This window comes from Pseudomonas sp. W3I7 (assembly GCF_030816095.1).
In the GTDB taxonomy this organism is placed as follows: domain Bacteria; phylum Pseudomonadota; class Gammaproteobacteria; order Pseudomonadales; family Pseudomonadaceae; genus Aquipseudomonas; species Aquipseudomonas salomonii.
The window spans coordinates 86,437-111,925 of record NZ_JAUSXP010000001.1 but is presented as its reverse complement, the minus strand read 5'-3'; the positions used below and the strand labels follow the sequence as shown (position 1 = coordinate 111,925).

The 25,489-nt window shown below is 59.3% G+C and carries 23 protein-coding genes; 12 read left to right on the top strand and 11 right to left on the bottom strand.

From position 1 onward, the window contains the following. The first annotated feature begins 30 nt into the window (after nt 1-30). From mdtD to yccS, 4 genes are all read left to right on the top strand, one after another. Nucleotides 31-1,458, top strand: a complete 1,428-nt coding sequence (mdtD, locus tag QF043_RS00555) for a multidrug transporter subunit MdtD (protein ID WP_056857756.1) — start codon at nt 31-33, stop codon at nt 1,456-1,458. 130 nt (nt 1,459-1,588) lie between these two features. Continuing rightward, complete coding sequence (gene dbpA / locus QF043_RS00550; protein ID WP_232626477.1) at nt 1,589-2,926, top strand: ATP-dependent RNA helicase DbpA; 1,338 nt, start codon at nt 1,589-1,591, stop codon at nt 2,924-2,926. A 147-nt stretch (nt 2,927-3,073) separates the two neighbouring features. Then, nucleotides 3,074-4,252, top strand: coding sequence for an NAD(P)/FAD-dependent oxidoreductase (locus QF043_RS00545; RefSeq protein ID WP_307417180.1), 1,179 nt, complete (start codon nt 3,074-3,076; stop codon nt 4,250-4,252). A gap of 272 nt (nt 4,253-4,524) precedes the next feature. Further along, nucleotides 4,525-6,708, top strand: coding sequence for a YccS family putative transporter (yccS, locus tag QF043_RS00540; RefSeq protein ID WP_307417178.1), 2,184 nt, complete (start codon nt 4,525-4,527; stop codon nt 6,706-6,708). Nucleotides 6,709-6,802: 94 nt separating this feature from the next. Here yccS and QF043_RS00535 read toward each other — a convergent pair whose 3' ends face one another. Further along, the gene (locus tag QF043_RS00535; RefSeq protein WP_307417177.1) at nt 6,803-7,540 is read right to left on the bottom strand and encodes an ABC transporter substrate-binding protein; all 738 of its coding nucleotides are present in this window, start codon (nt 7,538-7,540) and stop codon (nt 6,803-6,805) included. 202 nt (nt 7,541-7,742) lie between these two features. Here QF043_RS00535 and QF043_RS00530 point away from each other — a divergent pair, with 202 nt between their 5' ends. Beyond that, nucleotides 7,743-8,195, top strand: a complete 453-nt coding sequence (locus tag QF043_RS00530; RefSeq protein WP_307417176.1) for a GNAT family N-acetyltransferase — start codon at nt 7,743-7,745, stop codon at nt 8,193-8,195. Between the two features lie 102 nt (nt 8,196-8,297). Here the strand turns inward: QF043_RS00530 and QF043_RS00525 are convergent, their stop codons facing one another. From QF043_RS00525 to QF043_RS00515, 3 genes are read right to left on the bottom strand one after another with little or no spacing between them, the layout of a single operon-like run. Beyond that, the gene (locus QF043_RS00525) at nt 8,298-8,594 is read right to left on the bottom strand and encodes a winged helix-turn-helix domain-containing protein (RefSeq protein ID WP_307417175.1); all 297 of its coding nucleotides are present in this window, start codon (nt 8,592-8,594) and stop codon (nt 8,298-8,300) included. A 19-nt stretch (nt 8,595-8,613) separates the two neighbouring features. Continuing rightward, nucleotides 8,614-9,114: a M48 family metallopeptidase gene (locus QF043_RS00520; protein ID WP_307417174.1), complete on the bottom strand. Its 501-nt coding sequence runs from the start codon at nt 9,112-9,114 to the stop codon at nt 8,614-8,616. A gap of 43 nt (nt 9,115-9,157) precedes the next feature. Continuing rightward, nucleotides 9,158-11,263, bottom strand: coding sequence for a bifunctional diguanylate cyclase/phosphodiesterase (locus QF043_RS00515; RefSeq protein WP_307417173.1), 2,106 nt, complete (start codon nt 11,261-11,263; stop codon nt 9,158-9,160). 310 nt (nt 11,264-11,573) lie between these two features. Here QF043_RS00515 and QF043_RS00510 point away from each other — a divergent pair, with 310 nt between their 5' ends. After that, nucleotides 11,574-12,239 carry a polysaccharide lyase family 7 protein gene (locus tag QF043_RS00510; RefSeq protein WP_099488490.1) on the top strand — a complete coding sequence of 222 codons (666 nt, stop codon included), beginning with the start codon at nt 11,574-11,576 and terminating at the stop codon, nt 12,237-12,239. Nucleotides 12,240-12,282: 43 nt separating this feature from the next. Here QF043_RS00510 and QF043_RS00505 read toward each other — a convergent pair whose 3' ends face one another. Next, a complete protein-coding gene (locus QF043_RS00505) occupies nt 12,283-12,678 on the bottom strand; it encodes a hypothetical protein (RefSeq protein WP_307417172.1) in 396 nt (131 codons plus the stop codon). A 651-nt stretch (nt 12,679-13,329) separates the two neighbouring features. Here QF043_RS00505 and QF043_RS00500 point away from each other — a divergent pair. From QF043_RS00500 to QF043_RS00485, 4 genes are all read left to right on the top strand, one after another. Further along, on the top strand, nt 13,330-13,617 hold the full coding sequence (locus QF043_RS00500; protein WP_307417171.1) for a fructose-bisphosphate aldolase: 288 nt from the start codon (nt 13,330-13,332) through the stop codon (nt 13,615-13,617). Between the two features lie 256 nt (nt 13,618-13,873). Continuing rightward, on the top strand, nt 13,874-14,746 hold the full coding sequence (locus tag QF043_RS00495) for a hypothetical protein (protein WP_307417170.1): 873 nt from the start codon (nt 13,874-13,876) through the stop codon (nt 14,744-14,746). Nucleotides 14,747-14,829: 83 nt separating this feature from the next. Continuing rightward, nucleotides 14,830-15,666 (top strand): hypothetical protein, encoded by an 837-nt coding sequence (locus QF043_RS00490; protein WP_307417168.1) that lies wholly within the window; start codon nt 14,830-14,832, stop codon nt 15,664-15,666. Between the two features lie 302 nt (nt 15,667-15,968). Further along, a complete protein-coding gene (locus QF043_RS00485) occupies nt 15,969-16,268 on the top strand; it encodes a hypothetical protein (RefSeq protein WP_307417167.1) in 300 nt (99 codons plus the stop codon). 137 nt (nt 16,269-16,405) lie between these two features. On the opposite strand, the gene fba is transcribed toward QF043_RS00485, so the two are convergent. From fba to tkt, 6 genes are all read right to left on the bottom strand, one after another. Then, nucleotides 16,406-17,470 (bottom strand): class II fructose-bisphosphate aldolase, encoded by a 1,065-nt coding sequence (fba, locus tag QF043_RS00480; RefSeq protein ID WP_003177554.1) that lies wholly within the window; start codon nt 17,468-17,470, stop codon nt 16,406-16,408. 292 nt (nt 17,471-17,762) lie between these two features. Continuing rightward, nucleotides 17,763-18,098: an MliC family protein gene (locus QF043_RS00475; RefSeq protein WP_305456302.1), complete on the bottom strand. Its 336-nt coding sequence runs from the start codon at nt 18,096-18,098 to the stop codon at nt 17,763-17,765. 62 nt (nt 18,099-18,160) lie between these two features. Further along, a complete protein-coding gene (locus QF043_RS00470; protein WP_307417166.1) occupies nt 18,161-18,388 on the bottom strand; it encodes a hypothetical protein in 228 nt (75 codons plus the stop codon). A 29-nt stretch (nt 18,389-18,417) separates the two neighbouring features. Beyond that, nucleotides 18,418-19,581, bottom strand: coding sequence for a phosphoglycerate kinase (locus QF043_RS00465; RefSeq protein WP_307417165.1), 1,164 nt, complete (start codon nt 19,579-19,581; stop codon nt 18,418-18,420). A gap of 17 nt (nt 19,582-19,598) precedes the next feature. Next, nucleotides 19,599-20,654: an erythrose-4-phosphate dehydrogenase gene (gene epd / locus QF043_RS00460; RefSeq protein WP_307417164.1), complete on the bottom strand. Its 1,056-nt coding sequence runs from the start codon at nt 20,652-20,654 to the stop codon at nt 19,599-19,601. 167 nt (nt 20,655-20,821) lie between these two features. Then, on the bottom strand, nt 20,822-22,819 hold the full coding sequence (gene tkt / locus QF043_RS00455; RefSeq protein ID WP_065929476.1) for a transketolase: 1,998 nt from the start codon (nt 22,817-22,819) through the stop codon (nt 20,822-20,824). A 259-nt stretch (nt 22,820-23,078) separates the two neighbouring features. On the opposite strand from tkt, the gene QF043_RS00450 reads away from it, so the two are divergent. After that, nucleotides 23,079-24,074: a metalloregulator ArsR/SmtB family transcription factor gene (locus tag QF043_RS00450; protein WP_307417163.1), complete on the top strand. Its 996-nt coding sequence runs from the start codon at nt 23,079-23,081 to the stop codon at nt 24,072-24,074. A gap of 19 nt (nt 24,075-24,093) precedes the next feature. Beyond that, nucleotides 24,094-25,284, top strand: coding sequence for a methionine adenosyltransferase (gene metK, locus QF043_RS00445; protein WP_056857738.1), 1,191 nt, complete (start codon nt 24,094-24,096; stop codon nt 25,282-25,284). Nucleotides 25,285-25,489: the final 205 nt, after the last annotated feature.

The following is a 25,489-nucleotide window of genomic DNA, read 5'->3' as shown; positions in this document are numbered from 1 at the left end:
ACACATAGCCTGCTAATAAAAAGGGTTCATATGCCGAATCGCGCCCCTCTCGATGCCAAGACCGCCCGCTGGCTACCCTGGGTGGTAGCGATTGCCTTCTTCATGCAGTCGCTGGACGGGACGATTCTCAACACTGCCCTGCCGGCCATGGCGCGGGACTTGGCGGAAAACCCGCTGCGCATGCAAGGGGTGGTGATCGCCTACATGCTCACCGTCGCCTTGCTGATTCCGGCATCGGGTTGGGTGGCCGACCGCTTCGGCACCAAAAAAATCTTCTTCGGCGCGATCATGCTGTTCAGCATCGGCTCCTTGCTGTGCGCCTTGTCGAGCAGCTTGACCATGCTGGTCGGCGCGCGGGTCATCCAGGGCTTGGGCGGTGCGCTGATGCTGCCGGTCGGGCGGCTGGTGGTCTTGCGCGCCTATCCGCGTTCCGAACTCGTACGCATCATGGGTTTCATCACCATACCCGGCCTGCTCGGCCCCCTGCTCGGCCCGACCATGGGCGGCTGGATGGTGCAATACCTGACCTGGCACTGGATCTTCCTGATCAACCTGCCCGTGGGCATGGTCGGCTGCTACGCCGTGTGGAAACTCATCCCCGACTTGCGCGGCAGCGAACGCACGCGCTTTGACAGTGTGGGGTTTGTGCTGTTTGGCGCGGCGATGGTGCTGATCACCATCGCCATGGAAGGCCTGGGCGAACTGCACCTGCCGCACCTGCGGGTGATGTTGCTGCTGTTCGGCGGGCTCGCCTGCCTGGCCGCGTACTGGCTGCGTGCCGGGCATATCGACAACCCACTGTTCTCGCCGGTGCTGTTCAAGACCCGCACCTTTGCCGTGGGCATCCTCGGCAACCTGTTCGCCCGGCTGGGCAGCGGCGCACTGCCGTTTCTGGTGCCGTTGCTGCTGCAGGTGGCACTGGGTTATTCGCCCTCCGAAGCCGGGATGAGCATGCTGCCCCTGGCAGCGGCGGCAATGTTTGCCAAGTCCATCGCCCGGCCACTGATCGAGCGGCTGGGCTATCGCATTGTGCTCACCGGCAACACCCTCGCGCTGGGCATCATGCTAGCCAGCATGGGCCTGGTCAGCGAACACACACCCTACCCGCTGCTGCTGTGCATGCTGGCGGTGCTGGGTGCGATCAACTCGCTGCAATTTACCGCGATGAACACCGTCACCCTGATCGACCTCGACGACGCCCAGGCCAGCAGCGGCAACAGTTTGCTCTCGGTGGTGGCGCAATTGTCCTTGAGCCTGGGCGTGGCGTGTGCCGGTGCCTTGCTCGGCGGCTTTACTGGCGAAGCGGGCAATGACGGCGTGGAAAGCGTGCTGGGTGCGTTCCAACTGACCTTCCTTACCGTCGGCATCATGGCCATGCTGGCAGCGGCGATCTTCCTGCAACTGTCGCCAAAAGACGGCAAACGGGTGGTCAGCCGCGAGCACGACCTTGAGCATTAACAGGCTTCTCGTCTAGAACTTGCGGGGAAAATCCCACAGGGCTGGTACACTGCGCGACATTTTGTTTTGCAGAGCCAGTCCCGTGACTACCATCGCCACCGCTTTTAATACTTTGCCCCTGTCCGCCGCCATGCTGGCTAACCTCGACTCGCTGGGTTACGTCGAGATGACGCAGATCCAGGCGCAAAGCTTGCCGGTGATCCTCAAGGGGCTGGACCTGATCGCCCAAGCCAAGACCGGCAGCGGCAAGACCGCTGCCTTCGGCATCGGCCTGTTGAACCCGATCAACCCGCGTTACTTCGGCTGCCAGGCGCTGGTGATGTGCCCGACGCGTGAGCTGGCCGACCAGGTCGCCAAGGAAATCCGTCGCCTGGCGCGTGCCGAAGACAACATCAAGGTACTGACCCTGTGCGGCGGCGTGTCCCTCGGCCCGCAGATCGCCTCGCTGGAACACGGCGCCCACGTCATCGTCGGCACACCGGGCCGTATCCAGCAGCACCTGCGCAAAGGTTCGCTGGTGCTGGACGGCCTGAACACGCTGATCCTCGACGAAGCCGACCGCATGCTCGACATGGGCTTCTACGACGCCATCGAAGACATCATCAGCAAGACCCCCCCACGCCGCCAGACCCTGCTGTTCTCGGCCACCTACCCGGTGAGCATCAAGCAGCTGGCCTCCAAGTTCATGCGTGCGCCGCAGCAAGTGAAAGCCGAAGCCTTCCACTCCGACGACCAGATCGAGCAGCGTTTCTACGAGATCTCGCCGGAAGAGCGCATGGACGCGGTGACCAAGGTACTGGCGCACTTCCGCCCGGCGTCTTGCGTGGCGTTCTGCTTTACCAAGCAGCAAGTGCAGGAAACGGTGGATCACCTGACGGCCAAGGGCATTTCTGCCGTCGGCCTGCATGGCGACCTGGAACAGCGCGACCGTGACCAGGTACTGGCGATGTTCGCCAACCGCAGCACTTCGGTGCTGGTGGCAACCGACGTCGCCGCCCGTGGCCTGGACATTGACTCGCTGGACATGGTGATCAACGTCGAACTGGCCCGTGACTCGGAAATCCACATCCACCGCGTAGGCCGTACCGGTCGCGCCGGTGAGACGGGCATTGCCATCAGCCTGGTGGCGCCGTCCGAAGCGCACCGCGCCCAAGCCATCGAGCAACTGCAAAAGTCGCCGCTGAACTGGGACCAACTGGACAACCTCAAGCCGCAAAGCGGCGGCCCGTTGCTGCCACAGATGAGCACGCTGTGCATCGCCGCCGGCCGTAAAGACAAGGTTCGCCCAGGCGACATCCTTGGCGCACTGACCGGTGACGCCGGGATTCCGGGGGCCCAGGTCGGCAAGATCGCGATCTTTGATTTCCAGGCGTTCGTGGCCGTTGAGCGCGGGATCGCCAAGCAGGCGTTGCAGCGTTTGAATGACGGCAAGATCAAAGGCCGCTCGTTGCGCGTGCGGATCTTGTAACAACACGCATATTTACTGTGGAAACCGAATCAATGTGGGAGCTGGCTTGCCTGCGATGGCTGTAGTGAATTCACCACCGCTATCGCAGGCAAGCCAGCTCCCACATTTGACTGTATTCCACTTCAGAATTTGTAAGAGGACACCGTTTTGCGCTCGACCGAAGTTGTGATCATTGGCGCCGGCGCCGCAGGCTTGATGTGCGCACTGACCGCCGCCGGGCGTGGGCGCAAGGTGATGCTGATCGACCACGCCAACAAGGCCGGCAAAAAGATCCTGATGTCCGGCGGTGGCCGCTGCAATTTCACCAACATGTACACCGAGCCGGCCAACTTCCTCTCGCACAACGCGCACTTCTGCAAGTCGGCCCTGGCCCGCTACACCCAGTGGGATTTCATCGGGCTGGTGGCCAAGCACGGCGTGCCGTACCACGAGAAAAAACTCGGCCAGCTGTTTTGCGATAACAAGTCCAGCGACATCCTCGGCCTGCTGCTCGATGAATGCATCCAGACCGGCGTGAGCCTGCACCTGGACACCTCCATCGAGGAAATCGCCAAAGTCGACGGCGGCTATCAGTTGCAAACCACCTTGGGCGAACTGCGCTGCGAATCCCTGGTGATCGCCACGGGCGGTCTGTCGATCCCGACCCTGGGCGCCACCGGTTTTGGTTACCAGGTGGCCAAGCAGTTTGGCCACGAACTGCTGCCGACCCGCGCAGGTTTGGTGCCGTTTACCATCACCGACCAGCTCAAGGAACTGTGTGGCGAGCTGTCCGGCACATCCGTGGATTGCCTGGTGAGCTGCAACGACCAGAGCTTTCGCGAGAACATCCTGTTTACTCACCGTGGCCTCAGTGGCCCGGCGATTCTGCAGATTTCGTCGTACTGGGAAACCGGCGACACGGTGGAAATCAACCTGCTGCCCGATCACGACGCGCACACCTGGCTGCAACAGCAACAGGTCGAGCACCCCAACAGCGAGCTGAAAACCCTGCTGGGTGAGATCTTCACCAAGAAGATGGCCAACCTGTTGGCGCAAGTCTGGTTTGTGTCCAAGCCGATGAAGCAATACACCCACGCCGAAGTGGCCGACATTGCGCAAAAGCTGTCGAGCTGGCAGTTGGTGCCGGCGGGCACCGAAGGCTATCGCACGGCCGAGGTGACGCTGGGTGGCGTGGACACGCGGGAAGTGTCGTCCAAGACCATGGAATCGCTGAAAAGCCCGGGGCTGTACTTTATTGGTGAAGTGTTGGATGTGACCGGTCACCTGGGCGGGTTTAATTTCCAGTGGGCCTGGGCGTCGGGCTATGCTGCCGCGCAATACGCCTGACACAACGCGGTAAAAAATGTGGGAGCGGGCTTGTTGTGGCGAGCGAGCTTGCTCGCGCTGGAGTGCGGAGCGCTCCCAAGTTTTTGGGGCCGCTATGCAGCCCAGCGGGAGCAAGCTCCCTCGCCACACCAAGCCCGCTCCCACATTGATCGCATTCCACATTTAGATGCAGGCTCTGGAATAAATTTCGCTGTTACATGTGATCGCCACGCTTGCCGTGGCGTCATTACTGGCTCAATTTAGCGGCATCGTCCCGGAAGACTCCAGACTTCATGTCATCGACCTCGTTCAAGCAGTCCATGCGGCGCCTGTGGGCGCTGGATAAATTCAGTTACAGCGTTCGGGTATTCATCGCCCTCACCGGCAGCATGGCGCTGTGCTGGTATCAGAACGAAATGACATTGCTGATCCCGCTGTTCCTGGGGATTATCGCCAGCGCCCTGGCCGAGACCGATGACAGCTGGCAAGGCCGCCTGAATGCACTGGCCGTGACGCTGGTGTGTTTCAGCGTCGCCGCGCTGTCGGTTGAGCTGCTGTTTCCCTACCCCTGGATCTTCGCCATCGCCCTGGCCCTGGCCAGCTTCTGCCTGACCATGCTCGGCGCGTTGGGCGAACGTTATGGCGCGATTGCTTCAGCGACGTTGATTCTGTCGGTGTACACCATGATCGGCGTGGACCAGCGCGGTGGCGCCGTCACCGACTTCTGGCATGAGCCGTTACTGCTGGTGGCCGGTGCCGCGTGGTATGGCGTGCTGTCGGTGCTGTGGCAGGTGCTGTTTTCCAACCAGCCGGTGCAGCAAAGCCTGGCGCGGTTGTTTCGCGAGCTGGGGCGTTACCTCAAGCTCAAATCATCGCTGTTCGAGCCTGTCCGCCAACTGGATGTGGAAGCGCGCCGCCTGGAACTGGCCCAGCAAAACGGCCGGGTGGTGGCGGCGCTGAATGCCGCCAAAGAAATCATCCTGCACCGCGTAGGCAATGGCCGCCCCGGCTCGAAAGTCAGCCGTTACCTGAAGCTGTACTTTCTGGCCCAGGATATCCACGAACGCGCCAGCTCGTCCCACTACCCTTACAACGCCCTGGCCGAAGCCTTCTTCCACAGCGACGTGCTGTTCCGCTGCCAGCGCCTGTTGCGCCAGCAAGGCAAGGCCTGCCAGGCCCTGGCCGAATCGATCCAGCTGCGCCAGCCGTTCATTTATGACGACAGCTTTGCTGAAGCCCTGGGCGACCTGAACGCCTCCCTGGAGCACTTGCGCATCCAGAGCAACCCAGCCTGGCGCGGCCTGTTGCGCTCGTTGCGGGCGTTGGCCGCCAACCTGTCCACCCTTGACCGCCTGCTCGGCGATGCCAGCAACCCCGACTCCCTGGCCGACGCCACCGACAGCAGCCTGCTGGACCGTGCCCCGCGCAACCTCAAGGAAATGTGGACGCGCCTGCGTACGCAACTGACGCCGACGTCGCTGCTGTTCCGTCACGCCCTGCGCCTGCCGCTGGCACTGAGTATCGGCTATTGGATGGTGCACCTCATCCACCCCTCCCAGGGTTACTGGATCATCCTCACCACCCTGTTTGTGTGCCAGCCCAACTACGGCGCCACGCGGCGCAAGCTGGGCCAGCGGATCATCGGCACCGCCATCGGCCTGACCGTGGCCTGGGCGCTGTTCGACCTGTTCCCAAGCCCGCTGGTGCAGTCGATGTTCGCCATCGCCGCAGGCCTGGTGTTCTTTATCAACCGCACCACCCGCTACACCCTGGCCACGGCGGCGATCACCCTGATGGTGCTGTTCTGCTTCAATCAGGTGGGCGACGGTTACGGGCTGTTCCTGCCACGCCTGTTCGATACCTTGCTGGGCAGTTTGATTGCCGGCCTGGCGGTGTTCCTGTTCCTGCCGGACTGGCAAGGCCGGCGCCTGAACAAGGTGCTGGCCAACACCCTGACCTGCAACAGCATTTACCTGCGCCAGATCATGCAGCAATACGCCGCCGGCAAGCGCGACGACCTGGCCTACCGGCTGGCGCGGCGCAATGCGCATAACGCCGATGCGGCGCTGTCCACCACGCTGGCGAATATGCTCATGGAACCTGGGCATTTCCGTAAGGAGGCCGATGTGGGTTTCCGCTTTCTGGTGTTGTCGCACACCTTGCTCAGCTACCTTTCCGGGCTGGGGGCGCATCGGGAGACTCAATTACCGGCCGACGTGCGTGAACATCTGATCGACGGCGCCGGGAACAGCCTGGCGGCGAGTATCGACGAAATCGCCACGGGGCTGGCCAACAAGCAGCCGATCGCGATTCAGAGTGATGCCGAAGAAGCATTGGCGGCGGATCTGGAGCAGATGCCCGATGAGATTGATGAGGGGCAGCGGTTGGTGCAGACGCAACTGGCGTTGATTTGCCGGCAGTTGGGGCCGTTGCGCACATTGGCGGCACATCTGATCAAAGACACCAGCGCGGCGTAGACCGCCATCGCAGGCAAGCCAGCTCCCACATTTGACTGTGTTCACAAATCAAAATGTGGGAGCTGGCTTGCCTGCGATCGGGCCCACCAAAACACTACATCCCATGCGCCTTCATCAACCTTGCATAACTGCCATCTGCCTTCATCCGCGCAATCTCCCGATCAAAGCCGGCCACGATCTGCTCATGCTCCGGGTTCTTCAGGCTCACCAGAATATGCAGGCTGTTCTCGCTCAGCGGCTTGGGTAAAAACTCCACCGCATTGCGCACCCGGGGCGACTCCCGCGCCAGGTGATAACGGGCTACAAACTCATCTTCCAGCGTCAGCTTGACGCGTTTGGCCGCCAGCATACGCACCGCCATGGCGAAGTTATGCACCGGCACTTTCTGCAACTGCGCATCCTGGTCGAACGCCGCCGAGTAGGCGTAGCCGCGCACCACGGCGATGGGATCGTCGTGCAGTTGCTCCAGGTTCTGATAGTCGATGGGGTCGTCGCGGCGCTTGATAAACCGCACGCGATTCATCAGGTATTCGCCGGAAAACTGGCCCAGCTTGGTGCGGGCATCGTCGTACCAGGCGTTGATCAACACGTCATAACGGCCATCGCCCACCCCCATCAACGCCCGCGCCCAGGGCACCTGCTCAAAATCACTGGCATACCCTGCGCGCGCCAGCGCCGTACTGACAATGTCAGTGGCCAGGCCGCCGTTAATCAAGGTCGAATCGGTAAACGGTGGCCATACATCCGCTACCAGGCGCAAGCGCTGCGCCACCGCGGGCTGGGCCAGTAGCAACACTCCAATCAAAGCAACGGCACGAGAAAATCGCGGCATGCTCATAGTCCTTGGCGGGCAGGCAGGCAGTGGCCTGATAACAGTAGCTCATCAATGAGCCCGTATTGCAGATTACACAAAGAAGCCAGCAGCGATAGAACTGAATGATGGCAAATTGACGCCATTCACAAAAATGCTCGCTTTAGACAGGGCGGCCGGTGGCGCTTACTATCGGCAACAAACATTAATAAGGGAAAATGCCATGACGGTTGAATGGGTCTGCAAACATCACGAAGACCTCGGCAAAGAGCAGCTGTACGCCATTATGCGTCTGCGCAATGAGGTGTTCGTCGTCGAGCAAAAATGCCTGTATCAAGACCTCGACGGGCAGGACCTCGCCAGTGATACCCACCACTTGATGGCCTGGCAAGATGACGTGCTGGTGGCTTACCTGCGCCTGCTGGACCCGCAATCACAGGGCGGTGATGTGGTGATTGGCCGGGTGATCGTGGCACCGGTGGCACGCGGTACCGGGCTGGGGCACCAGATGATGGAAGAAGCGCTCAAGCGCATTGAAGACATCTGGCCGCAGACGCCGATCTATCTGTCAGCCCAGGCGCATTTGCAGGGGTATTACGGGCGGTATGGGTTTGAGGTGGCGGGTGAGGAATACCTGGAGGATGACATTCCCCATATTGGTATGCGGCGCCAGTAAGGACGCCATCGCAGGCAAGCCAGCTCCCACCCTTTGAATTGCGAATACTTCAAGTGTGGGAGCTGGCTTGCCTGCGATGAGGCCAGACCTGCCAGTACCCTGTCAGGGATAGCCCAACACCTGCTTGACCGCGGCAAGGTTCGCCTCGATCCAGCGCCGATCAATCGCGCCCCAGCTGCGAATCCGATAACACCCGGCATGATTGCGCGCCCCCTCCTCCTGCTCGAACTCGCACACAATATCCAGATCAGCCAACGCCGCAATCGTGTCCTGCGCCGTGCGCCGTGGCATGCCGGTGGCGTCGGTCAGTGCCGGCACGCTGCTGGCCTGGCCGCTGTCGATCAGGTAGGCCACATACAGGCGGCGGTAGAAACTGCTTTTGGTCTTGCTCACATCCATGCTCGAACGCCTTGTGAAGTTAGGGCTTGCCCTGCAAGTCGCGATACGTGAGGTACACCCGCAGGTCGAATTCCACCTGATGGTAGCCCGGCATCATGTACTCACAGAGTTTATAGAACGCCTTGTTATGGTCCGATTCCTTGAAGTGCGCCAGCTCGTGCACCACGATCATGCGCAGAAACTCCGGCGCGGCGTCCTTGAACAGCGCGGCAATGCGGATCTCTTTCTTGGCTTTGAGGTTGCCGCCCTGCACCCGTGAAATCGTGGTGTGCAGCCCCAGAGCGCGGTGGGTGAGGTCCAGGCGGTTGTCGAACAGCACTTTGTCGATGGCCGGCGCGTTGCGCAGGTGTTCCTGCTTCAACGCCAGGGCATAGCTGTATAGCGCCTTGTCGCTCTGCACGCCGTGGCGCTCGGGGTAGCGTTGCTCCAGGTAGGCGCCCAACTGGTCCTTGGCGATCAATTGGCGCACTTGCTCTTGAAGCGCTGCGGGGTAGGCCTGGAGGTATTTCAGCGCGGTCATGGGGTTCTGCAACAGGGTTCGAATGGCCGCCAGTGTAGCGAATTCACAGCAGACGAGGGTGGGACCAGGCAGCCATTTCCTCGGCCACCAACGGCTGCGCCGCCCACGGCCCCTGGATAAACATGCAGCCATTGGCCTTGAGCCACGTTGACTGCTCGAGGGTTTCTACACCCTCGGCGATCACCAACACATCAAAATGCGCGCACAACTGGATGATACTGCGCGCCATCGCCGCGTCCCGTACCGAGCCCGGCAGGCGCGCCACCAGTTGCGGGTCGAGCTTGAGCGTGTCGAACGCCAGGTCCCGCAGGTGGGCCAGGGAGCATTGGCCCAGGCCGAAATCATCCAGGGCAATGCGCACGCCGATCTGGCGCAGTAACTTGAGCTGCTTATGGGTCTCTTCAAGGTTACTCATCAGGCTGTCTTCACTGATTTCCACCTCCAGCTGGCGCCCCTGCAACCCATGTCGCTCAAGGACCTGCTGCAGTTGGCTGGCGAGGTTGGGCATGTTGAACTGGCTGGCACTCAAGCTCACGCTCAGCACCAGCGCTTCATCGAAGGTGGCTTGCCAGGCCTGGCGTTGGGCAGCGACTTGCTGGTAGATCCAGGCGCTCAACTGGCTGATCAGCCGCGCCTCTTCAAGCAGGGGCAAGAACAAGCCCGGCGGCACATCGCCGACGCTGGGGTGCTGCCAGCGCAACAGCGCCTCGACACCGCGCAAGCGCCCGTCTTCCAGCGACACCTGGGGCTGGTAGACCAGGGTGAAATCCTTGTTTTGAATCGCGGTGCGCACACTGTCTTCCAGCATCAGCCGCGAACGGGCGCGGCCGTTCATTTCCTGATCGTAATAGCGATATTGCTGACGCCCCGCGCGCTTGGCTTCGTACATGGCGATATCCGCCGCACGCAACAAGCCGCTCAGGTCGGCGCCACAGTCCGGGAACGTGGCGATGCCGATGCTGACGCCGAGCATCACCTCCAAACCGTCCACTTGCTGGCACACAGACACCCTTTCGATCAGTTTTTCCGCAATCTTGGCGGCCTGTTCCGGGAACTCCAGCTCCAGCAACGCGGTGAACTCATCCCCGCCCATGCGCCCAAGAATGTCGTAGGAGCGCAGACACGCCTGCATCTGCTCCGAGACCCAGCGCAGCACACGGTCGCCCGCGTCGTGGCCCAACGAGTCATTGACCCGCTTGAAACCGTCCAGGTCCAGGTAAAGCAACACCAGTGACTGTTCGTTACGCTCGCTGCGCAACAAGAGGTTCTCCACCGCCTGGTGAAAGCCACGCCGGTTCAACAGCCCCGTCAACGGGTCGGTCACGGCCTGGAACTCCAACTGCTGATGCAGATGGCGTACCTCGGACATATCCAGCACGGTCACCACCATGGCCTTCTGCTCGGCGGGCAGCGGTGCACAGGACAACGCCACGGGCACCTGCTGACCACGCCCGGTGCGCAAGATTGCGTCATGCTGGCGCCACGTTTCACCCCGCCGGTACGCCTCGTACATCGGGAAACTCAACCACGCGGGCACATGGGGCTTTTGCAGGAAGCTCAAAAAGCTTTCGCCCTGCAACTCGGCCATGGTGGCGTTCAGCAAGCGTGAAATGGCCGGGTTGGCGTACTCGATCACACTGCCCTCGCCCACCACCAGCAGGCCTTCGGCGGCGTTGTCGAGCACCGAGGCGTTAAAGGCACGCGCCAGCTCCAGGTCATGGCTCAGCCGCTGCAGGGCCCGGCGGTTGCGTTGGTGTTCCAGCAGGGCCTGGACCTTGGGCTTGAGGATATGGGGGTCAAAAGGTTTGAACAGATAGTCGATCGCACCGCTGGCGTAGCCTTCCTGCACGGCATCGGACGATTGGGCGTGGGCCGTCAGAAAGATAATGGGCGTCATGCGCGTACGCTGGCTGCCGCGCATCAGGCGTGCGACTTCAAAGCCGTCCATGCCGGGCATGCGCACATCCAGCAACACCAGGTCGACCTCGTGGGCGAGCAGCAATTCCAGGGCTTCCAGCCCGGAGGCGGCCGTGATCACATGCCAGTCTTCACGCTGCAAAAGCGCACGCATGCTGATGAGGTTCTCGGGGTAGTCATCAACTACCAGAAGAACCGAACTGCCATCGCCGGGGTGTGGAGCGCAATCCATGCTACGTCTCTTCCTTGAGGGGCTGCACCGGTCACTTCTGCTACAAAAACCGGACAAACACAGAGGGCTCACTCTAGCCCCGCTTTAAAAAAAGCAGAAGTGACGTGGGTGCCATCATTGCGCCAAAGCTCAGGAAGCCGACTAACGGTCAAGCCCTACAGCCCACGGTCTGTGGGAAACATGGCTTTTTGGCATTTAGCTGACGCCAATAATTTGCCAGCTATTAATTAACAATTTGGTTACTACCGCTTATAAAGAACCTGCGCAGCCCTCGGGCTAAAGCCTTCATTCTCTGTAAAAGGCCAACACCATGATCGACCTTTCCACCTGGAACCTGAGCATCCCGGTCGGCTCCCCGCCCACGACCATCGACACCCCCAAGCTGCTGAGCGGCTTCAAAGACCAGTACTTCCAGGCCGAAGGCAGCAACGTACAATTCTGGACACCCGTGACCGGCACCCGCACCGAAAACGCTATCTACCCACGCAGCGAGTTGCGCGAAACCTACGCCGATGGGCGCCTGCGCAACTGGACTTACAACGAGGCCAACAACTTCCTGCGCGCCACCGTTACGGTGAACCAAGTGCCCTCCAGCGGCAAAGTGGTCATCGGCCAGATCCACGCGTATGACAGCCAGAAACCGCTGATCAAGCTGGAGTATCAATTCAAGGAAAAAACCCAGACCGGCAACATCGTCGCCAAGGTGCGCATGCGCCCGGATGATGGTGAGGGGCGCGTGATCACCGTCGCCAGTAATGTGCCATTGGAGAAGAGCTTCACCTATGTGATCAACCTCAATAAGGCCGGCTTGCTCAGCGTATCTGCCGCAGACGGCCAATGGAACGAGCGCATTGGCGCCGCGTGGGGTGCCAAACCGCTGTACTTCAAGGCCGGCGTGTATGTGCAGGACAACAGCGGCGACAGCAAGGAAGGCGCGCGGGTAACGTTTGCCAAGCTGGATATTGATCACGAGTAGAGCGTGACAGAAGCCCCGTTAATCACGGGGCTTCTGAGTGGGGTTATTCAACGCACATCAGCATAAAGCCCATCGATGAATCACCGGCGGGTTTGTTATCGCCGACTTTGAGTGTCAATACGTTAATGTAATTGATCGCTGGCACACTGCCCAACTTGGCATGGCCATAGAAGATATGTTCGTTGGAGCTCACATCGGTGACCGAGACCGTGCAGAAACGGGGAGGTGCTTTAAATACGCCCGGTATGAACCTGACCTTATAGATTGAAAAATAATCAGGCTGCGCGGTCAACTTAACCTCTTTGAGCCACTCAGGCGATTGTGCAGTAACTTGCCCCTTTTCGTTAACAGATGCAGTGAATATTCGGCCCTCGGCGTAGGCAAAAGATCCTGCTCCCAACAATGCCATGATAACGCCGGTGGTTTTAATAAAGCCCATTATCCATTCTCCTTTATTGAATACATTTAAAGATCAACCTTAAATGATCAGAGACTGATAAAAGCGCACTTTGAGTGGCGTACACCTAAAACAGAAAACCTATAAAGACACCGGGAATTCTACTGACGGGTTTCAGGATACTTCCGATTGCAAAGCACTTTTGAGTCGATGATATTCGTAGGCAAACTCCGACAGATACAAAGACTATTCCTTGATTGCCCCGACCTCTTAAACACACCACCGAACCCTGTGGGAGCCAGGCTTGCCCGCGATGGCGGTGTGTCAGGCACTGCTGATGTTGGCTGATACACCGCCATCGCGGGCAAGCCCGGCTCCCACATTGGTTATGCTTCGGCTGCAGGTGACGTGCTCGTCCTACACGACCGTTGCGGGCAGACAGATCGCCGCTTATAGTTCGCCCCGTCGCTGAGAACAGCGATAGGGTTTCGCAGCCCTACCGAGTTAATACCGCACCCGTCACAAACGGCCCCGGCGCTCCGCCGACGGCCGTCCTTGTTATGGCGGCTGTGCGTGGGAGACCTTCGGGTCTGCCGGGTCTTAACTCCTCGGTCTGCGAACCCGCGTACAGCTGCCACCCAATTTGTTTCGCAGCAAACGGTGGTCATTCTTTTCTTGAGTTAAGGATTTACCATGACCGACCCATTACCACCCCGCCGCTTCTACCCCTGCACCGAGTCCGCCACCGACTCACCCGTGCTCTTGATCGACAGCACCGCCCCTCTGCCCGACCTCCACGCCTGCCTGCGCGAACGCCTCAACGCCGCCCTCGAACACCTCAACCTGATGGCCTGCTCCAGCCTCCCGGACTTCGCCGAGCGCGACCTGAATAACGTGGCCAATACCGCACGTATTCTGGTGCAGGACGTGAGCGACGTGTTCCGCGTCATTGAGCATCGAGGCTTCGATACCGCCGCCTGATCAAATCCCGGCCATAAAAAAGCCCGCGACGCTGCGGGCTTTTTTATGTCTCGCCTATGACAAATTGCTCGCGTCCGAACAAATGGAAATGTAATTAATAGACCTGCCACTCATAAGAAATTCGTATATCAACAATAGCCAAACACACTAAAAAACTGTCATTTTTCACAGGTGCATCGGCTACAAAAAACAATCAATGTCCCAACATCCTGAATAAAACGTCGTGACCTACTGAAGCTTAAAAAGGACTTTCATCATGCCCAGCCCTCTCGCCCCCACCATTACTGCCGCTAAAGACTCCGCGGGAAATAATCTCCCCAACAGTAAGGGCACCGTTACAGACGGCAGCATTACTCTCAGCGGCTTAGGCTTTCCAGGGATAACACTCAATATCAGCGTCACAACGGGCGGCACTGCGCAGACGCCTTCAACTGCCAGCGTCCTGGTAGGCGCCAATGCGACATGGACAGCCACTCTGACAGGTTTACCAGCCGGCATGACGGTCGTCGCATTTACCGAAGACCCCACAAACTCAGTCACCGCACCGCCGCCAGGAACAGTCTCATGGAGCTTTACAGTCACACGACCTGCACAATCGGCCGTGTTAGAAAACTTTGAAGGTTGGAACGGCATTTTTTTTGAAAATCATTCGAGAACGTGTACTGACCGTGATATCGGCATTCATTACCAAGGCGCCAACAAAGGCCGTTTTATGCCTTCAAGAATGGTGTGGGGCTACAGCATGCCCGCTGGCCAAGTTATCCAAAACGGCGTAGGAGAGCCAAAGGGAAATGTTTTTTGCATGAGCCACTACCCCGAGACGCCCATGGGCGGCGAGGCCATTCTAACCCTCTATTTACGTGACCCTAACAGCAACACCACTACGCCACTTTCCAACGCCACTTTTAAATATACATCGAGCGTCGATTGCACCGTGTATGCGAAAGATAACAACTCCAAGATACTGGATCAAAAAACGCTGCCCATTACCCATACATCGCCTGTTCCTGTCACGTTGACCGCACCTGGCATAGCCATAATAGAAATACATTCGGCACCCGTTAATGCTGCCACTACACTGGGGTGGTCTGCAATGATTGGAGAGGTCGAGTTAACTCCAGGGCCATAAAAACGCCCATCATAAATCAAGCTCGCCGCTTGCAACTATCCTTCGCTAGATACGGTTTTACTCATCCAATAAGGACCCGTATTATGCCCAGTTCTATCCCGCCAAAAATCACAACCATCAAAGATAGCGCGGGGAACAATATTCCAAAAAATGGAATTGTCGCAGGTGGCAGCACTGACTTAACTGGCACGGGTTTTCCCGGCGTCACACTCACTATCAGCGTAATGACTAACGGTGTCGTTCAGGTGCCCACAACGCCCACTGTACTCATAGACTCCGGAGGAAAATGGGCCACAACTTTAATTGGCTTGCCCGCAGGCACGACGGTTGTCACCTTTACCGAATCAGTCAACGATCCTGCCGTCACCCCACCGCCAGGAGCGACCTCATGGAATTTCAAAGTAGTGCCAGGGATAAAAGAACACTTTGGAGACCTTATTGGGCAAACGTTCGAGATGCACTGGCGACATATAACCAACAACAACATTCATATTTATTACAACAGTGCCAACACAGGAAGCATTAGAGCGGCCAGGGAGTTTTGGACGCCGACATCAGCGCAGTTCAAAGGAAAACTCGACGGCAACGTATTGTGTGTGGATTACCACCCCACGGCTGTCAGCCACGCTGATTCTCTGATTACGTTTACGCTAGCCAAATCGAAAGATGACAATACGGCCATCCCCTTTTCAAAGGTCAGCTTCTACTATCTCAGCCAGTTTCCTTGCACCGTTACCACCAAAGACCTCAACAACCGCTCACTGGAAGAAAAAACACTTAGTGTCAGCCCAGCAATTCCTTTGCCTGCTTCTTTCTCATCACCTAACTCGTTCTCGATTACTGTATGCATTCCCGCTTCCCAGAAAACCTACTCACCTAGCTGGTCGTTTATTGTTGGAAACCTGGAAATCACTCCTTAATTACAGATTGCACTTTACCATTTTCAATAAACCCAGCCCTTTTATCTCTTTGTCTCCCAACCACTACCACTGTGCCGCTACACCCCATGCACCGAAGCCGGCCTGCCGGACTTCGCCGAGTGCGGTATGAATAGTGTGGCGATACCGTGCGAATCCTCAACTGGCCTTATGTCATTTTCGCCGAATAATTAGTTCTAAATCCTCCCAATAACTGTCAATTGCCACAGGTTCCCTGAAGTGCAGCGCGCGTTATTTTGAGTTTTTATTACTCTTGCAGTCACCACCATACGAGTAACGAAGCCATGACAATGCCTAACCCAATGGGTAACTATATCGGAGGAAGCACCACGGGGCTCAAACAACTTACTATTACCACAGCTAACAGCAGCAGTGGAGCTATAACGGCTGACTTTCATGACGGCAAAGATGCTTATTCGCTGACAGGAACATATAAATTCGCCAACGCTGAAAAAGGCGGACCTGCGAGCTTCACCTTGGATGGCGCACCCGGAGCAAAGATAGCCTATAGGTTTTCACTGATTTCAAATGTAGTAACCGAGAGCACACCCTTTCCAAAAACTTACCGGAAATTTTTGGGTTAATAACTCTGCCGGGGCTATCGAGCTCACAAAATCCAACTAAGCTCTGGGCTTTTTAAACAATCGAAACCTACCTGCAGATCACTATGAAAAAACCCGCGTGGCAGCGGGTTTTTTCAATATAAGTAACATCCTAACGCTTAGTTCACCTTGGCGTTCAACTCACCTTTCAGGTAACGCTGGTACATCGCTTCCAACGAGATCGGTTTGATCTTCGAAGCATTACCGGCAGTACCAAAGGCTTCGTAGCGAGCGATACACACATCACGCATGGCCGTCACGGTGGCGCCGAAGAATTTACGTGGGTCAAATTCGCTCGGGTTGGTGGCCATCAGGCGACGCATTGCGCCGGTGGACGCCAAACGCAGGTCGGTGTCGATGTTGACCTTGCGCACGCCGTACTTGATGCCTTCGACGATTTCTTCAACCGGCACGCCGTAGGTTTCTTTGATGTCGCCGCCGTACTGGTTGATGATCGCCAGCCACTCTTGCGGGACCGAGGAAGAACCGTGCATCACCAGGTGGGTGTTAGGGATGCGCTTGTGGATTTCCTTGATGCGGTCGATGGCCAGCACGTCGCCGGTAGGTGGCTTGGTGAACTTGTAGGCGCCGTGGCTGGTGCCGATGGCGATGGCCAGGGCGTCAACTTGGGTCTTTTTCACGAAGTCAGCGGCTTCTTCCGGGTCGGTCAGCATCTGGCTGTGATCCAGCACGCCTTCGGCGCCGATGCCGTCTTCTTCGCCGGCCATACCGGTTTCCAGCGAACCCAGGCAGCCCAGCTCGCCTTCAACCGACACACCACAGGCGTGAGCCATGGCCACGGTTTGTTGGGTAACGCGTACGTTGTACTCGTAGTCGGTCGGGGTCTTGCCGTCTTCGCCCAGGGAGCCGTCCATCATTACCGAACTGAAGCCCAGTTGAATGGAGCGCTGGCACACGTCAGGGCTGGTGCCGTGGTCCTGGTGCATGCACACCGGGATGTGCGGGAATTCTTCGATCGCAGCGAGGATCAGGTGACGCAGGAACGGGGCGCCAGCGTATTTGCGCGCACCGGCCGAAGCCTGGACGATCACGGGGGAGTCGGTCTTGTCAGCGGCTTCCATGATGGCGCGCATCTGCTCAAGGTTGTTGACGTTAAAGGCTGGGACGCCGTAGCCGAACTCGGCTGCGTGGTCCAGCATTTGACGCATGCTGATAAGTGCCATTGTGTTGTCTCTCCCGGTCGAGGGTCGTTAATCGTGCAAGCCTGCCGTAGCAGCGGCTGCTATTCAAGTTATTGCAGATCAAGGGGTTAAGCTTGAGCTGCTGAATCGTTATTGCAGTGTCCGGTTTACACATAAGTGCCTTTGGAACCGGATCAATGTGGGAGCTGGCTTGATGTGGCGAGGGAGCTTGCTCCCGCTGGGCTGCGCAGCGGCCCCAAGTTTTCAGGAGCGCTTCGCACTCCAGCGGGAGCAAGCTCCCTCGCCACACAATCTGCTCTCCCATTCGATCTTCTTACTGGGCCTTACAGCCGCGCCCAATCAAATCATCGGTGGCAACCCAGTAAACCAGGCCTTCCTCACCTTTTGTGTGAAACGCCAGTTGGCCGTCGCTGTACAGCACGCCCGAGGCGGCAACCTCTTGTTTAAGGCGATAAACCTGGTCCGCACCGCCGAGGCGTACATCCACTTCGGAACGGGCCGGGTTGGCAAAGCGCCAGTTGACCTCGGCCTTGCTGTCGCAGGTCCAGGTGGTCCATTTGTCTGCCGGCTCAGCCGCCTTGTTGAACATGTTCATGCTGCTGCAACCGGCCAACAAGGCCAGGGCTGCCAGGGCGATAACGCCTTTCATTGCCACTCCTCGAACGACGGCCCCAAGGGCCGCCACTGCTGTCGGTTAGTTGATCAGACCCGTCATGGGCAACCCTGTTCCTGACCGTTGGGCGCGGCGTCGTATTGTTCCAGCCGTTCATTGCCGATGCGCTTGTTGATCACCGGCATGGTTTCGGCTTGCCAGTCGGCCTGGTAGCAGCTTTTTTTCGGCGCAGCCCCAGGCTTTTCGGCCTCGGGCGCAGCGCTTGGCGTGCTGCCGCAGCCGGCCAACAGGCCCGCTGCGATCACCAGTGCCAACGACTTGATCATGGGAATGCTCCTTTTCCGGATCACGAACCTTAACCTTTGGCTCGGGTTTCCAGCACTTCAACAGCCGGCAACACTTTGCCTTCGACGAATTCGAGGAATGCGCCGCCACCGGTAGAAATGTAGGAGATCTGGTCAGCAACGCCATATTTATCGATGGCGGCCAGGGTGTCACCACCGCCGGCGATGGAGAATGCCGAGCTTTCGGCAATCGCCTTGGCCAGCACCTTGGTGCCGTTGCCGAACTGGTCGAACTCGAACACGCCGACCGGGCCGTTCCACAGAATGGTCTGGGAGGCTTTCAGCAGTTGCGCGAAGTTAGCCGCCGTTTGTGGGCCGATATCCAGGATCATGTCGTCAGCCGCCACGTCAGCAATCAGCTTGACGGTGGCTTCGGCGCTTTCCGCGAATTCCTTGGCCACCACCACGTCCACCGGCAGCGGCACGCTGACTTTGGCGGCGATGGCGCGGGCGGTGTCGAGCAGGTCTGGCTCGTACAGCGATTTGCCCACCGGGTGCCCGGCTGCGGCCAGGAAGGTGTTGGCGATGCCGCCGCCGACGATCAGCTGATTGCAGATGGTGCTCAGGCTGTTGAGCACGTCCAGCTTGGTCGACACTTTGGAGCCGGCCACGATGGCAGCCATCGGCTGTGCCGGAGCACCCAGCGCCTTGCCCAATGCATCCAGCTCAGCAGCCAGCAATGGGCCAGCCGCGGCAACTTTAGCGAACTTGGCCACGCCGTGGGTCGAGCCTTCGGCGCGGTGCGCGGTGCCGAAAGCGTCCATCACGAACACGTCGCACAGGGCCGCGTATTGCTGGGCCAGCTCGTCGCTGTTCTTTTTCTCGCCTTTGTTAAAGCGCACGTTTTCGAACAGCACGATGTCGCCAGGCTTGAGGTCAACGCCACCCAGGTAGTCGGCTACCAGCGGCACGTCGCGGCCCAGGGCGTTGCTCAGGTAGTCGGCCACAGGCTTGAGGCTGTTTTCGGCGCTGAACTCACCTTCGGTCGGGCGACCCAGGTGGGAGCAGACCATCACGGCCGCGCCTTTTTCCAGGGCCAGCTTGATGGTCGGCAGCGAGGCCAGGATTCGCGCATCGCTGGTGACAACACCGTCCTTGACTGGGACGTTGAGGTCTTCGCGAATCAGTACGCGCTTACCTTGCAGATCGAGGTCGGTCATCTTCAACACGGTCATGGGTCGCAGTTCCTGAATTACTGTTGAGGTTGTTTAGTGGCGATGTGCAGATAGTGCCCTGCAACATCCAGCATGCGGTTGGCAAAGCCCCATTCGTTGTCGAACCACGCCAGGATGTTCACAAGCCTGGGGCCGGAAACGCGGGTCTGGCTGGCATCGACAATCGCCGAATGCGGGTCATGGTTGAAATCACAACTGGCGTGCGGCAATTCGGTGTAGGCCAACAGGCCTTTGAGCGGGCCGCTGGTGGCGGCGTCGCGCAAGATCCGGTTGACCTCCGTCGCGTCAGTGTCGCTGACGGTTTGCATGGTGATGTCCAGGCAAGACACGTTCACCGTCGGCACCCGTACGGCTTTGGCCTGGATTCGCCCGGCAAGTTCCGGCAACAGTCGCTCGATGCCACGGGCCAGGCCGGTAGACACCGGAATCACTGACTGGAACGCCGAGCGTGTGCGACGCAGGTCTTCATGATGATAGGCGTCGATCACCGGCTGGTCGTTCATCGCCGAGTGAATGGTGGTGATCGACACGTAATCCAGGCCAATCGCCTGATCCAGCAGGCGCAACAGCGGCACGCTGCAGTTGGTGGTGCAGGAGGCGTTGGACACCAGCAGCTCATCGCCGGTCAGGCAATCCTGGTTGATGCCGTAGACGATGGTGGCGTCGACATCCGCCTCGCTGGCCATCGGCTGGGAAAACAGCACACGCGGTGCGCCGGCATCGAGAAAACGCTGGCCGTCGGCACGGGTGTGATAGACACCGGAACATTCGAGCACCAGGTCAACACCCAGTGCTTTCCAGTCGATGCCTTCGGGGGTGGCACTGCGCAAGACCTGCACGCAGGTGCCATTAATATGCAGACAATCGCCCTCAACCCGCACTTCGCCGGGGAAGCGGCCGTGGGTGGAGTCAAAGCGTGTCAGGTATTCGATGCTGGCCATGTCGGCCAAATCGTTGATCGCCACAATTTCAAACCCGGCCGCCGCCCCTCGCTCGAACAGAGCACGCAAGACGCAACGACCAATGCGGCCGTAGCCGTTGAGTGCAACTTTGTAGGGACGCGGTTGAGGCATGGGGTTCTCGATTACCATTGGGTAATGGGGTGGCTGTTAGACCGCTTTCGCGAGCAAGCCCGCTCCCACACTTGAATGGGTTCACAATTGCAACTGTGTGAACCCGGTCAAATGTGGGAGCGGGCTTGCTCGCGAAGAGGCCGGCACAGCCACCTCAATCTACAGCCTTAGTCTTCCAGCAGCTCTTCAGCCTGACCCAGGATGTTTTCCAGGGTGAAGCCGAACTCTTCGAACAAGGCTGGCGCCGGCGCCGACTCACCGTAGGTGGTCATGCCGATCACGCGGCCTTCCAGGCCCACGTACTTGTACCAGTAGTCGGCGTGAGCCGCTTCGATGGCGATACGTGCGCTGACCTGCAACGGCAGAACCGATTGCTTGTAGTCCGCGTCCTGGGCTTCGAACAGGCTGGTGCACGGCATGGACACCACGCGAACGTTGCGGCCCTGGGCGGTCAGCTTGTCGTAGGCTTGAACAGTCAGGCCGACTTCGGAACCGGTGGAGATCAGGATCAGTTCCGGCTCGCCGATGCAGTCTTTGAGCACATAACCGCCACGGCTGATGTTGGCGATCTGCGCGTCGGTACGCACTTGGTGTTGCAGGTTCTGACGCGAGAAGATCAGCGCCGAAGGGCCGTCCTTGCGCTCGATCGCGTGCTTCCAGGCCACCGCGGATTCCACCGCGTCGGCTGGGCGCCAGCAATCCAGGTTCGGCGTGGTACGCAGGCTGGTCAGTTGCTCGACCGGCTGGTGCGTCGGGCCGTCTTCGCCCAGGCCGATGGAGTCGTGGGTGTACACATGGATCACACGCTTCTTCATCAGCGCGGCCATACGTACGGCGTTACGCGCGTATTCCATGAACATCAGGAAGGTCGCGCCGTAAGGCACCAGACCACCGTGCAGGGACACGCCGTTCATGATGGCGCTCATGCCGAACTCGCGCACGCCGTAGTACATGTAGTTGCCGCTGGCGTCTTCGGCCGAAACACCTTTGCAACCTTTCCACAGGGTCAGGTTGGAACCGGCCAGGTCAGCCGAACCGCCGAGGATCTCAGGCAGCAATGGGCCAAAGGCGTTCAGGGTGTTCTGGCTGGCTTTACGGCTGGCGATGGTTTCGCCCTTGGCCGCGACTTCGGCGATGTAGGCCGAGGCTTTTTCCGAGAAGTCGGCAGGCAGGTCACCGGCCAGGCGGCGTACCAGTTCGTTGGCCAATTCCGGGAATTCGGCGGAGTAGGCAGCAAAACGCTGGTCCCACTCGGCTTCGGCAGCCAGGCCTTTTTCCTTGGCGCTCCACTCGGCGTAGATGTCAGCCGGGATTTCGAACGGGCCGTGGTTCCACTTCAGCGCTTCGCGAGCCAAGGCGATTTCCGCGTCACCCAATGGGGCACCGTGGCAGTCTTCTTTACCTTGCTTGTTCGGCGAGCCGAAACCGATGATGGTCTTGCAGCAGATCAGGGTCGGCTGCTCGCTCTTGCGGGCGGTGTCGATGGCGGTCTTGATCTCTTCCGGATCGTGGCCGTCAACGTTGCGGATCACTTGCCAGTTGTAGGCTTCGAAACGCTTTGGCGTGTCGTCGGTGAACCAGCCTTCGACTTCGCCGTCGATGGAGATGCCGTTGTCATCGTAGAAGGCAATCAGCTTGCCCAGGCCCAGGGTGCCGGCCAGGGACGCGACTTCGTGGGAAATGCCTTCCATCATGCAGCCATCACCCAGGAACACATAGGTGTGGTGGTCGACGATGTCGTGGCCAGGGCGGTTGAACTGCGCGCCCAATACTTTTTCAGCCAGAGCGAAGCCCACGGCGTTGGCCAGGCCCTGACCCAGCGGGCCGGTGGTGGTTTCGACGCCCGGGGTGTAACCGAATTCCGGGTGGCCCGGCGTGCGGCTGTGCAGCTGGCGGAAGCTCTTGAGGTCATCGATGGTGACGTCGTAGCCGGTCAGGTGCAGCAGCGAATAGATCAGCATCGAGCCATGGCCGTTGGACAATACGAAGCGGTCACGGTCGGCAAACGACGGGTTGCTCGGGTTGTGTTTCAGGTAGTCACGCCAAAGTACCTCGGCGATATCCGCCATGCCCATCGGGGCACCGGGATGGCCGCTGTTGGCTTTTTGCACGGCATCCATGCTGAGGGCACGAATGGCGTTGGCACGCTCACGACGGCTGGGCATCGCTGATCTCCTGGGGTTTGAGTAGAAGAAACGGAAAAAAGGACCGGCATTTTCCCTCAGCCACCGCCTGCGGGCAATGACAGATAGTCACTTGAAGGTGTTTTTCCTGCGGTTTGCCCGGCATTGGCTTGCAGAAACAGCCCACCGCTTCGTCTAAAGGTTATAGCGGCTGCTTATAACTACCGATTATCGACCAATATCAAAACTTTTTGATATTGGCCTTGCGAGGATTTCCACCCGTCACTAGACTGCTGGCCTTATGAACCTACCCGTGCCTTCCTTGCGTCCCGACGACAGCGATGAGCTGGCTGCCTTATGCAAGGCCGCCGGTGATCCGTTGCGCCTGAACGTGTTGCGTGCACTGGCCAACGACTCTTTTGGCGTGCTGGAACTGGCGCAGATCTTTGCCATCGGCCAATCCGGCATGAGCCACCACCTCAAGGTGCTGGCCCAGGCCGAGCTGGTCGCCACGCGCCGCGAAGGCAATGCGATTTTTTATCGCCGCGCCCTGCCCCACACCGAGTTGCTCGGCGGCAAGTTGCACGCCGCCCTGCTCGACGAGGTAGACAGTTTGGGCCTGCCCAGCGACGTGCAGGCGCGCATCAGCCAGGTCCACGGGCAACGCGCCGCCGCCAGCCAGGACTTTTTCTCACGGGTAGCCGAGAAGTTTCGCGCTCAACAGGACCTGATCGCCGGTTTGCCCCAATACCGCGAAAGCGTACTGGCGCTGTTGGACAAGCTGAGCTTCAGTGAGGAGGCGACGGCGCTGGAAGTTGGCCCCGGCGACGGTGGCTTCTTGCCGGAACTGGCACGGCGCTTCAAGCAGGTGACGGCGCTGGACAACAGCCCGGCAATGCTTGAGCTGGCGCGCCAGCTGTGCGAGCGCGAAGCGCTGCGCAACGTCAGCCTGCAGCTGGCCGACGCGTTGAATGACACCAGCCTGCGGGCCGATTGCGTGGTGCTGAACATGGTCTTGCACCATTTCGCGGCCCCCGCCGAAGCCCTCAAGCAGATGGCGAATTTGCTGCAACCGGGCGGCAGCCTGCTGGTCACAGATTTATGCAGCCACAACCAGAATTGGGCCAAGGAGGCCTGCGGTGATCTCTGGTTGGGTTTTGAACAGGACGATCTGGCCCGTTGGGCCACCGCTGCGGGACTCGTTCCCGGGGAAAGCCTCTATGTAGGTTTACGTAATGGTTTCCAGATCCAGGTCCGCCACTTTCAGCGACCGACTGGCGACACTCACCATCGGTAAATATCAGGAAAACATCGAGATGAGCGAATACTCCCTTTTCACCTCCGAGTCCGTGTCTGAAGGGCATCCGGACAAAATCGCCGACCAGATTTCTGACGCGGTGCTGGACGCTATCATTGCTGAAGACAAGTTCGCCCGTGTGGCGTGCGAGACTCTGGTGAAAACGGGCGTGGCGATCATCGCCGGTGAAGTCACCACCACGGCTTGGGTCGACCTGGAGCAGATCGTTCGTGACGTGATCACCGACATTGGCTACAACAGCTCCGACGTCGGCTTCGACGGCGCGACTTGCGGCGTGATGAACATCATCGGCAAGCAGTCCCCAGACATCAACCAGGGCGTGGACCGCGCCAAGCCAGAAGATCAGGGCGCCGGCGACCAGGGCCTGATGTTCGGCTACGCCAGCAACGAAACCGACGTGCTGATGCCCGCTCCGATCACCTTCTCGCACCAGTTGGTACAGCGCCAGGCCGAAGCACGTAAATCCGGCGTGCTGCCGTGGCTGCGCCCGGACGCCAAGTCCCAGGTGACCTGCCGTTACGAAGGCGGCAAAGTGGTGGGTATCGACGCTGTTGTACTGTCGACCCAGCACAACCCGGACGTGTCCTACGCCGACCTGCGTGAAGGCGTGATGGAGCTGATCGTCAAGCACGTGCTGCCTGCCGAGCTGCTGACCAAAGACACCCAGTTCCACATCAACCCGACTGGCCAGTTCATCATCGGTGGCCCGGTGGGCGACTGTGGCCTGACCGGTCGCAAGATCATCGTCGACAGCTACGGCGGCATGGCCCGTCACGGCGGTGGCGCGTTCTCGGGTAAAGACCCATCCAAGGTTGACCGCTCGGCGGCCTACGCCGGTCGTTACGTGGCCAAGAACATCGTCGCGGCCGGACTGGCCGAGCGTTGCGAGATTCAGGTTTCCTACGCGATCGGTGTGGCCCAGCCTACGTCGATCTCGCTGAATACCTTCGGCACCGGCAAGATCAGCGATGACAAGATCGTCAAGCTGGTGCGTGAGATCTTCGACCTGCGCCCGTACGCCATCACCACCATGCTCGACCTGCTGCACCCGATGTACCAGGACACCGCAGCCTACGGCCACTTCGGCCGTACCCCTGCGCAGAAGACTGTCGGCGACGACACCTTCACCACCTTCACCTGGGAAAAAACCGACCGCGCCAACGACTTGCGCACGGCCGCCGGCCTGTAAGCACGCGTTGCACCAAAAGCCCCGCCGGGTTCGCCCGGCGGGGCTTTTTATGGCCTGCGCAATGACCTTGGCATGTTGACCCGCTGAGCATCCAGGCCCTTGAAAGCGGCACAGGCGCAGCTCAACAAAGGCTGTAACAAACTCGCGGAGCCCCCGGCCAAGGTCGATGCCAAGCAGCAAACACGGGAAGCCACGATGGAAAATT

Excerpts from the sequence above, each read along its gene's own strand:
- mdtD (WP_056857756.1), top strand. The coding sequence starts at position 31 with ATGCCGAATCGCGCCCCTCTCGATGCCAAGACCGCCCGCTGGCTACCC.
- dbpA (WP_232626477.1), top strand. The coding sequence starts at position 1,589 with ATGCTGGCTAACCTCGACTCGCTGGGTTACGTCGAGATGACGCAGATC.
- yccS (WP_307417178.1), top strand. The coding sequence starts at position 4,525 with ATGTCATCGACCTCGTTCAAGCAGTCCATGCGGCGCCTGTGGGCGCTG.
- QF043_RS00535 (WP_307417177.1), bottom strand. The coding sequence starts at position 7,540 with ATGCCGCGATTTTCTCGTGCCGTTGCTTTGATTGGAGTGTTGCTACTG.
- QF043_RS00530 (WP_307417176.1), top strand. The coding sequence starts at position 7,743 with ATGACGGTTGAATGGGTCTGCAAACATCACGAAGACCTCGGCAAAGAG.
- QF043_RS00525 (WP_307417175.1), bottom strand. The coding sequence starts at position 8,594 with ATGGATGTGAGCAAGACCAAAAGCAGTTTCTACCGCCGCCTGTATGTG.
- QF043_RS00520 (WP_307417174.1), bottom strand. The coding sequence starts at position 9,114 with ATGACCGCGCTGAAATACCTCCAGGCCTACCCCGCAGCGCTTCAAGAG.
- QF043_RS00515 (WP_307417173.1), bottom strand. The coding sequence starts at position 11,263 with ATGGATTGCGCTCCACACCCCGGCGATGGCAGTTCGGTTCTTCTGGTA.
- QF043_RS00510 (WP_099488490.1), top strand. The coding sequence starts at position 11,574 with ATGATCGACCTTTCCACCTGGAACCTGAGCATCCCGGTCGGCTCCCCG.
- QF043_RS00505 (WP_307417172.1), bottom strand. The coding sequence starts at position 12,678 with ATGGGCTTTATTAAAACCACCGGCGTTATCATGGCATTGTTGGGAGCA.
- QF043_RS00500 (WP_307417171.1), top strand. The coding sequence starts at position 13,330 with ATGACCGACCCATTACCACCCCGCCGCTTCTACCCCTGCACCGAGTCC.
- QF043_RS00495 (WP_307417170.1), top strand. The coding sequence starts at position 13,874 with ATGCCCAGCCCTCTCGCCCCCACCATTACTGCCGCTAAAGACTCCGCG.
- QF043_RS00490 (WP_307417168.1), top strand. The coding sequence starts at position 14,830 with ATGCCCAGTTCTATCCCGCCAAAAATCACAACCATCAAAGATAGCGCG.
- QF043_RS00485 (WP_307417167.1), top strand. The coding sequence starts at position 15,969 with ATGACAATGCCTAACCCAATGGGTAACTATATCGGAGGAAGCACCACG.
- fba (WP_003177554.1), bottom strand. The coding sequence starts at position 17,470 with ATGGCACTTATCAGCATGCGTCAAATGCTGGACCACGCAGCCGAGTTC.
- QF043_RS00475 (WP_305456302.1), bottom strand. The coding sequence starts at position 18,098 with ATGAAAGGCGTTATCGCCCTGGCAGCCCTGGCCTTGTTGGCCGGTTGC.
- QF043_RS00470 (WP_307417166.1), bottom strand. The coding sequence starts at position 18,388 with ATGATCAAGTCGTTGGCACTGGTGATCGCAGCGGGCCTGTTGGCCGGC.
- QF043_RS00465 (WP_307417165.1), bottom strand. The coding sequence starts at position 19,581 with ATGACCGTGTTGAAGATGACCGACCTCGATCTGCAAGGTAAGCGCGTA.
- epd (WP_307417164.1), bottom strand. The coding sequence starts at position 20,654 with ATGCCTCAACCGCGTCCCTACAAAGTTGCACTCAACGGCTACGGCCGC.
- tkt (WP_065929476.1), bottom strand. The coding sequence starts at position 22,819 with ATGCCCAGCCGTCGTGAGCGTGCCAACGCCATTCGTGCCCTCAGCATG.
- QF043_RS00450 (WP_307417163.1), top strand. The coding sequence starts at position 23,079 with ATGAACCTACCCGTGCCTTCCTTGCGTCCCGACGACAGCGATGAGCTG.
- metK (WP_056857738.1), top strand. The coding sequence starts at position 24,094 with ATGAGCGAATACTCCCTTTTCACCTCCGAGTCCGTGTCTGAAGGGCAT.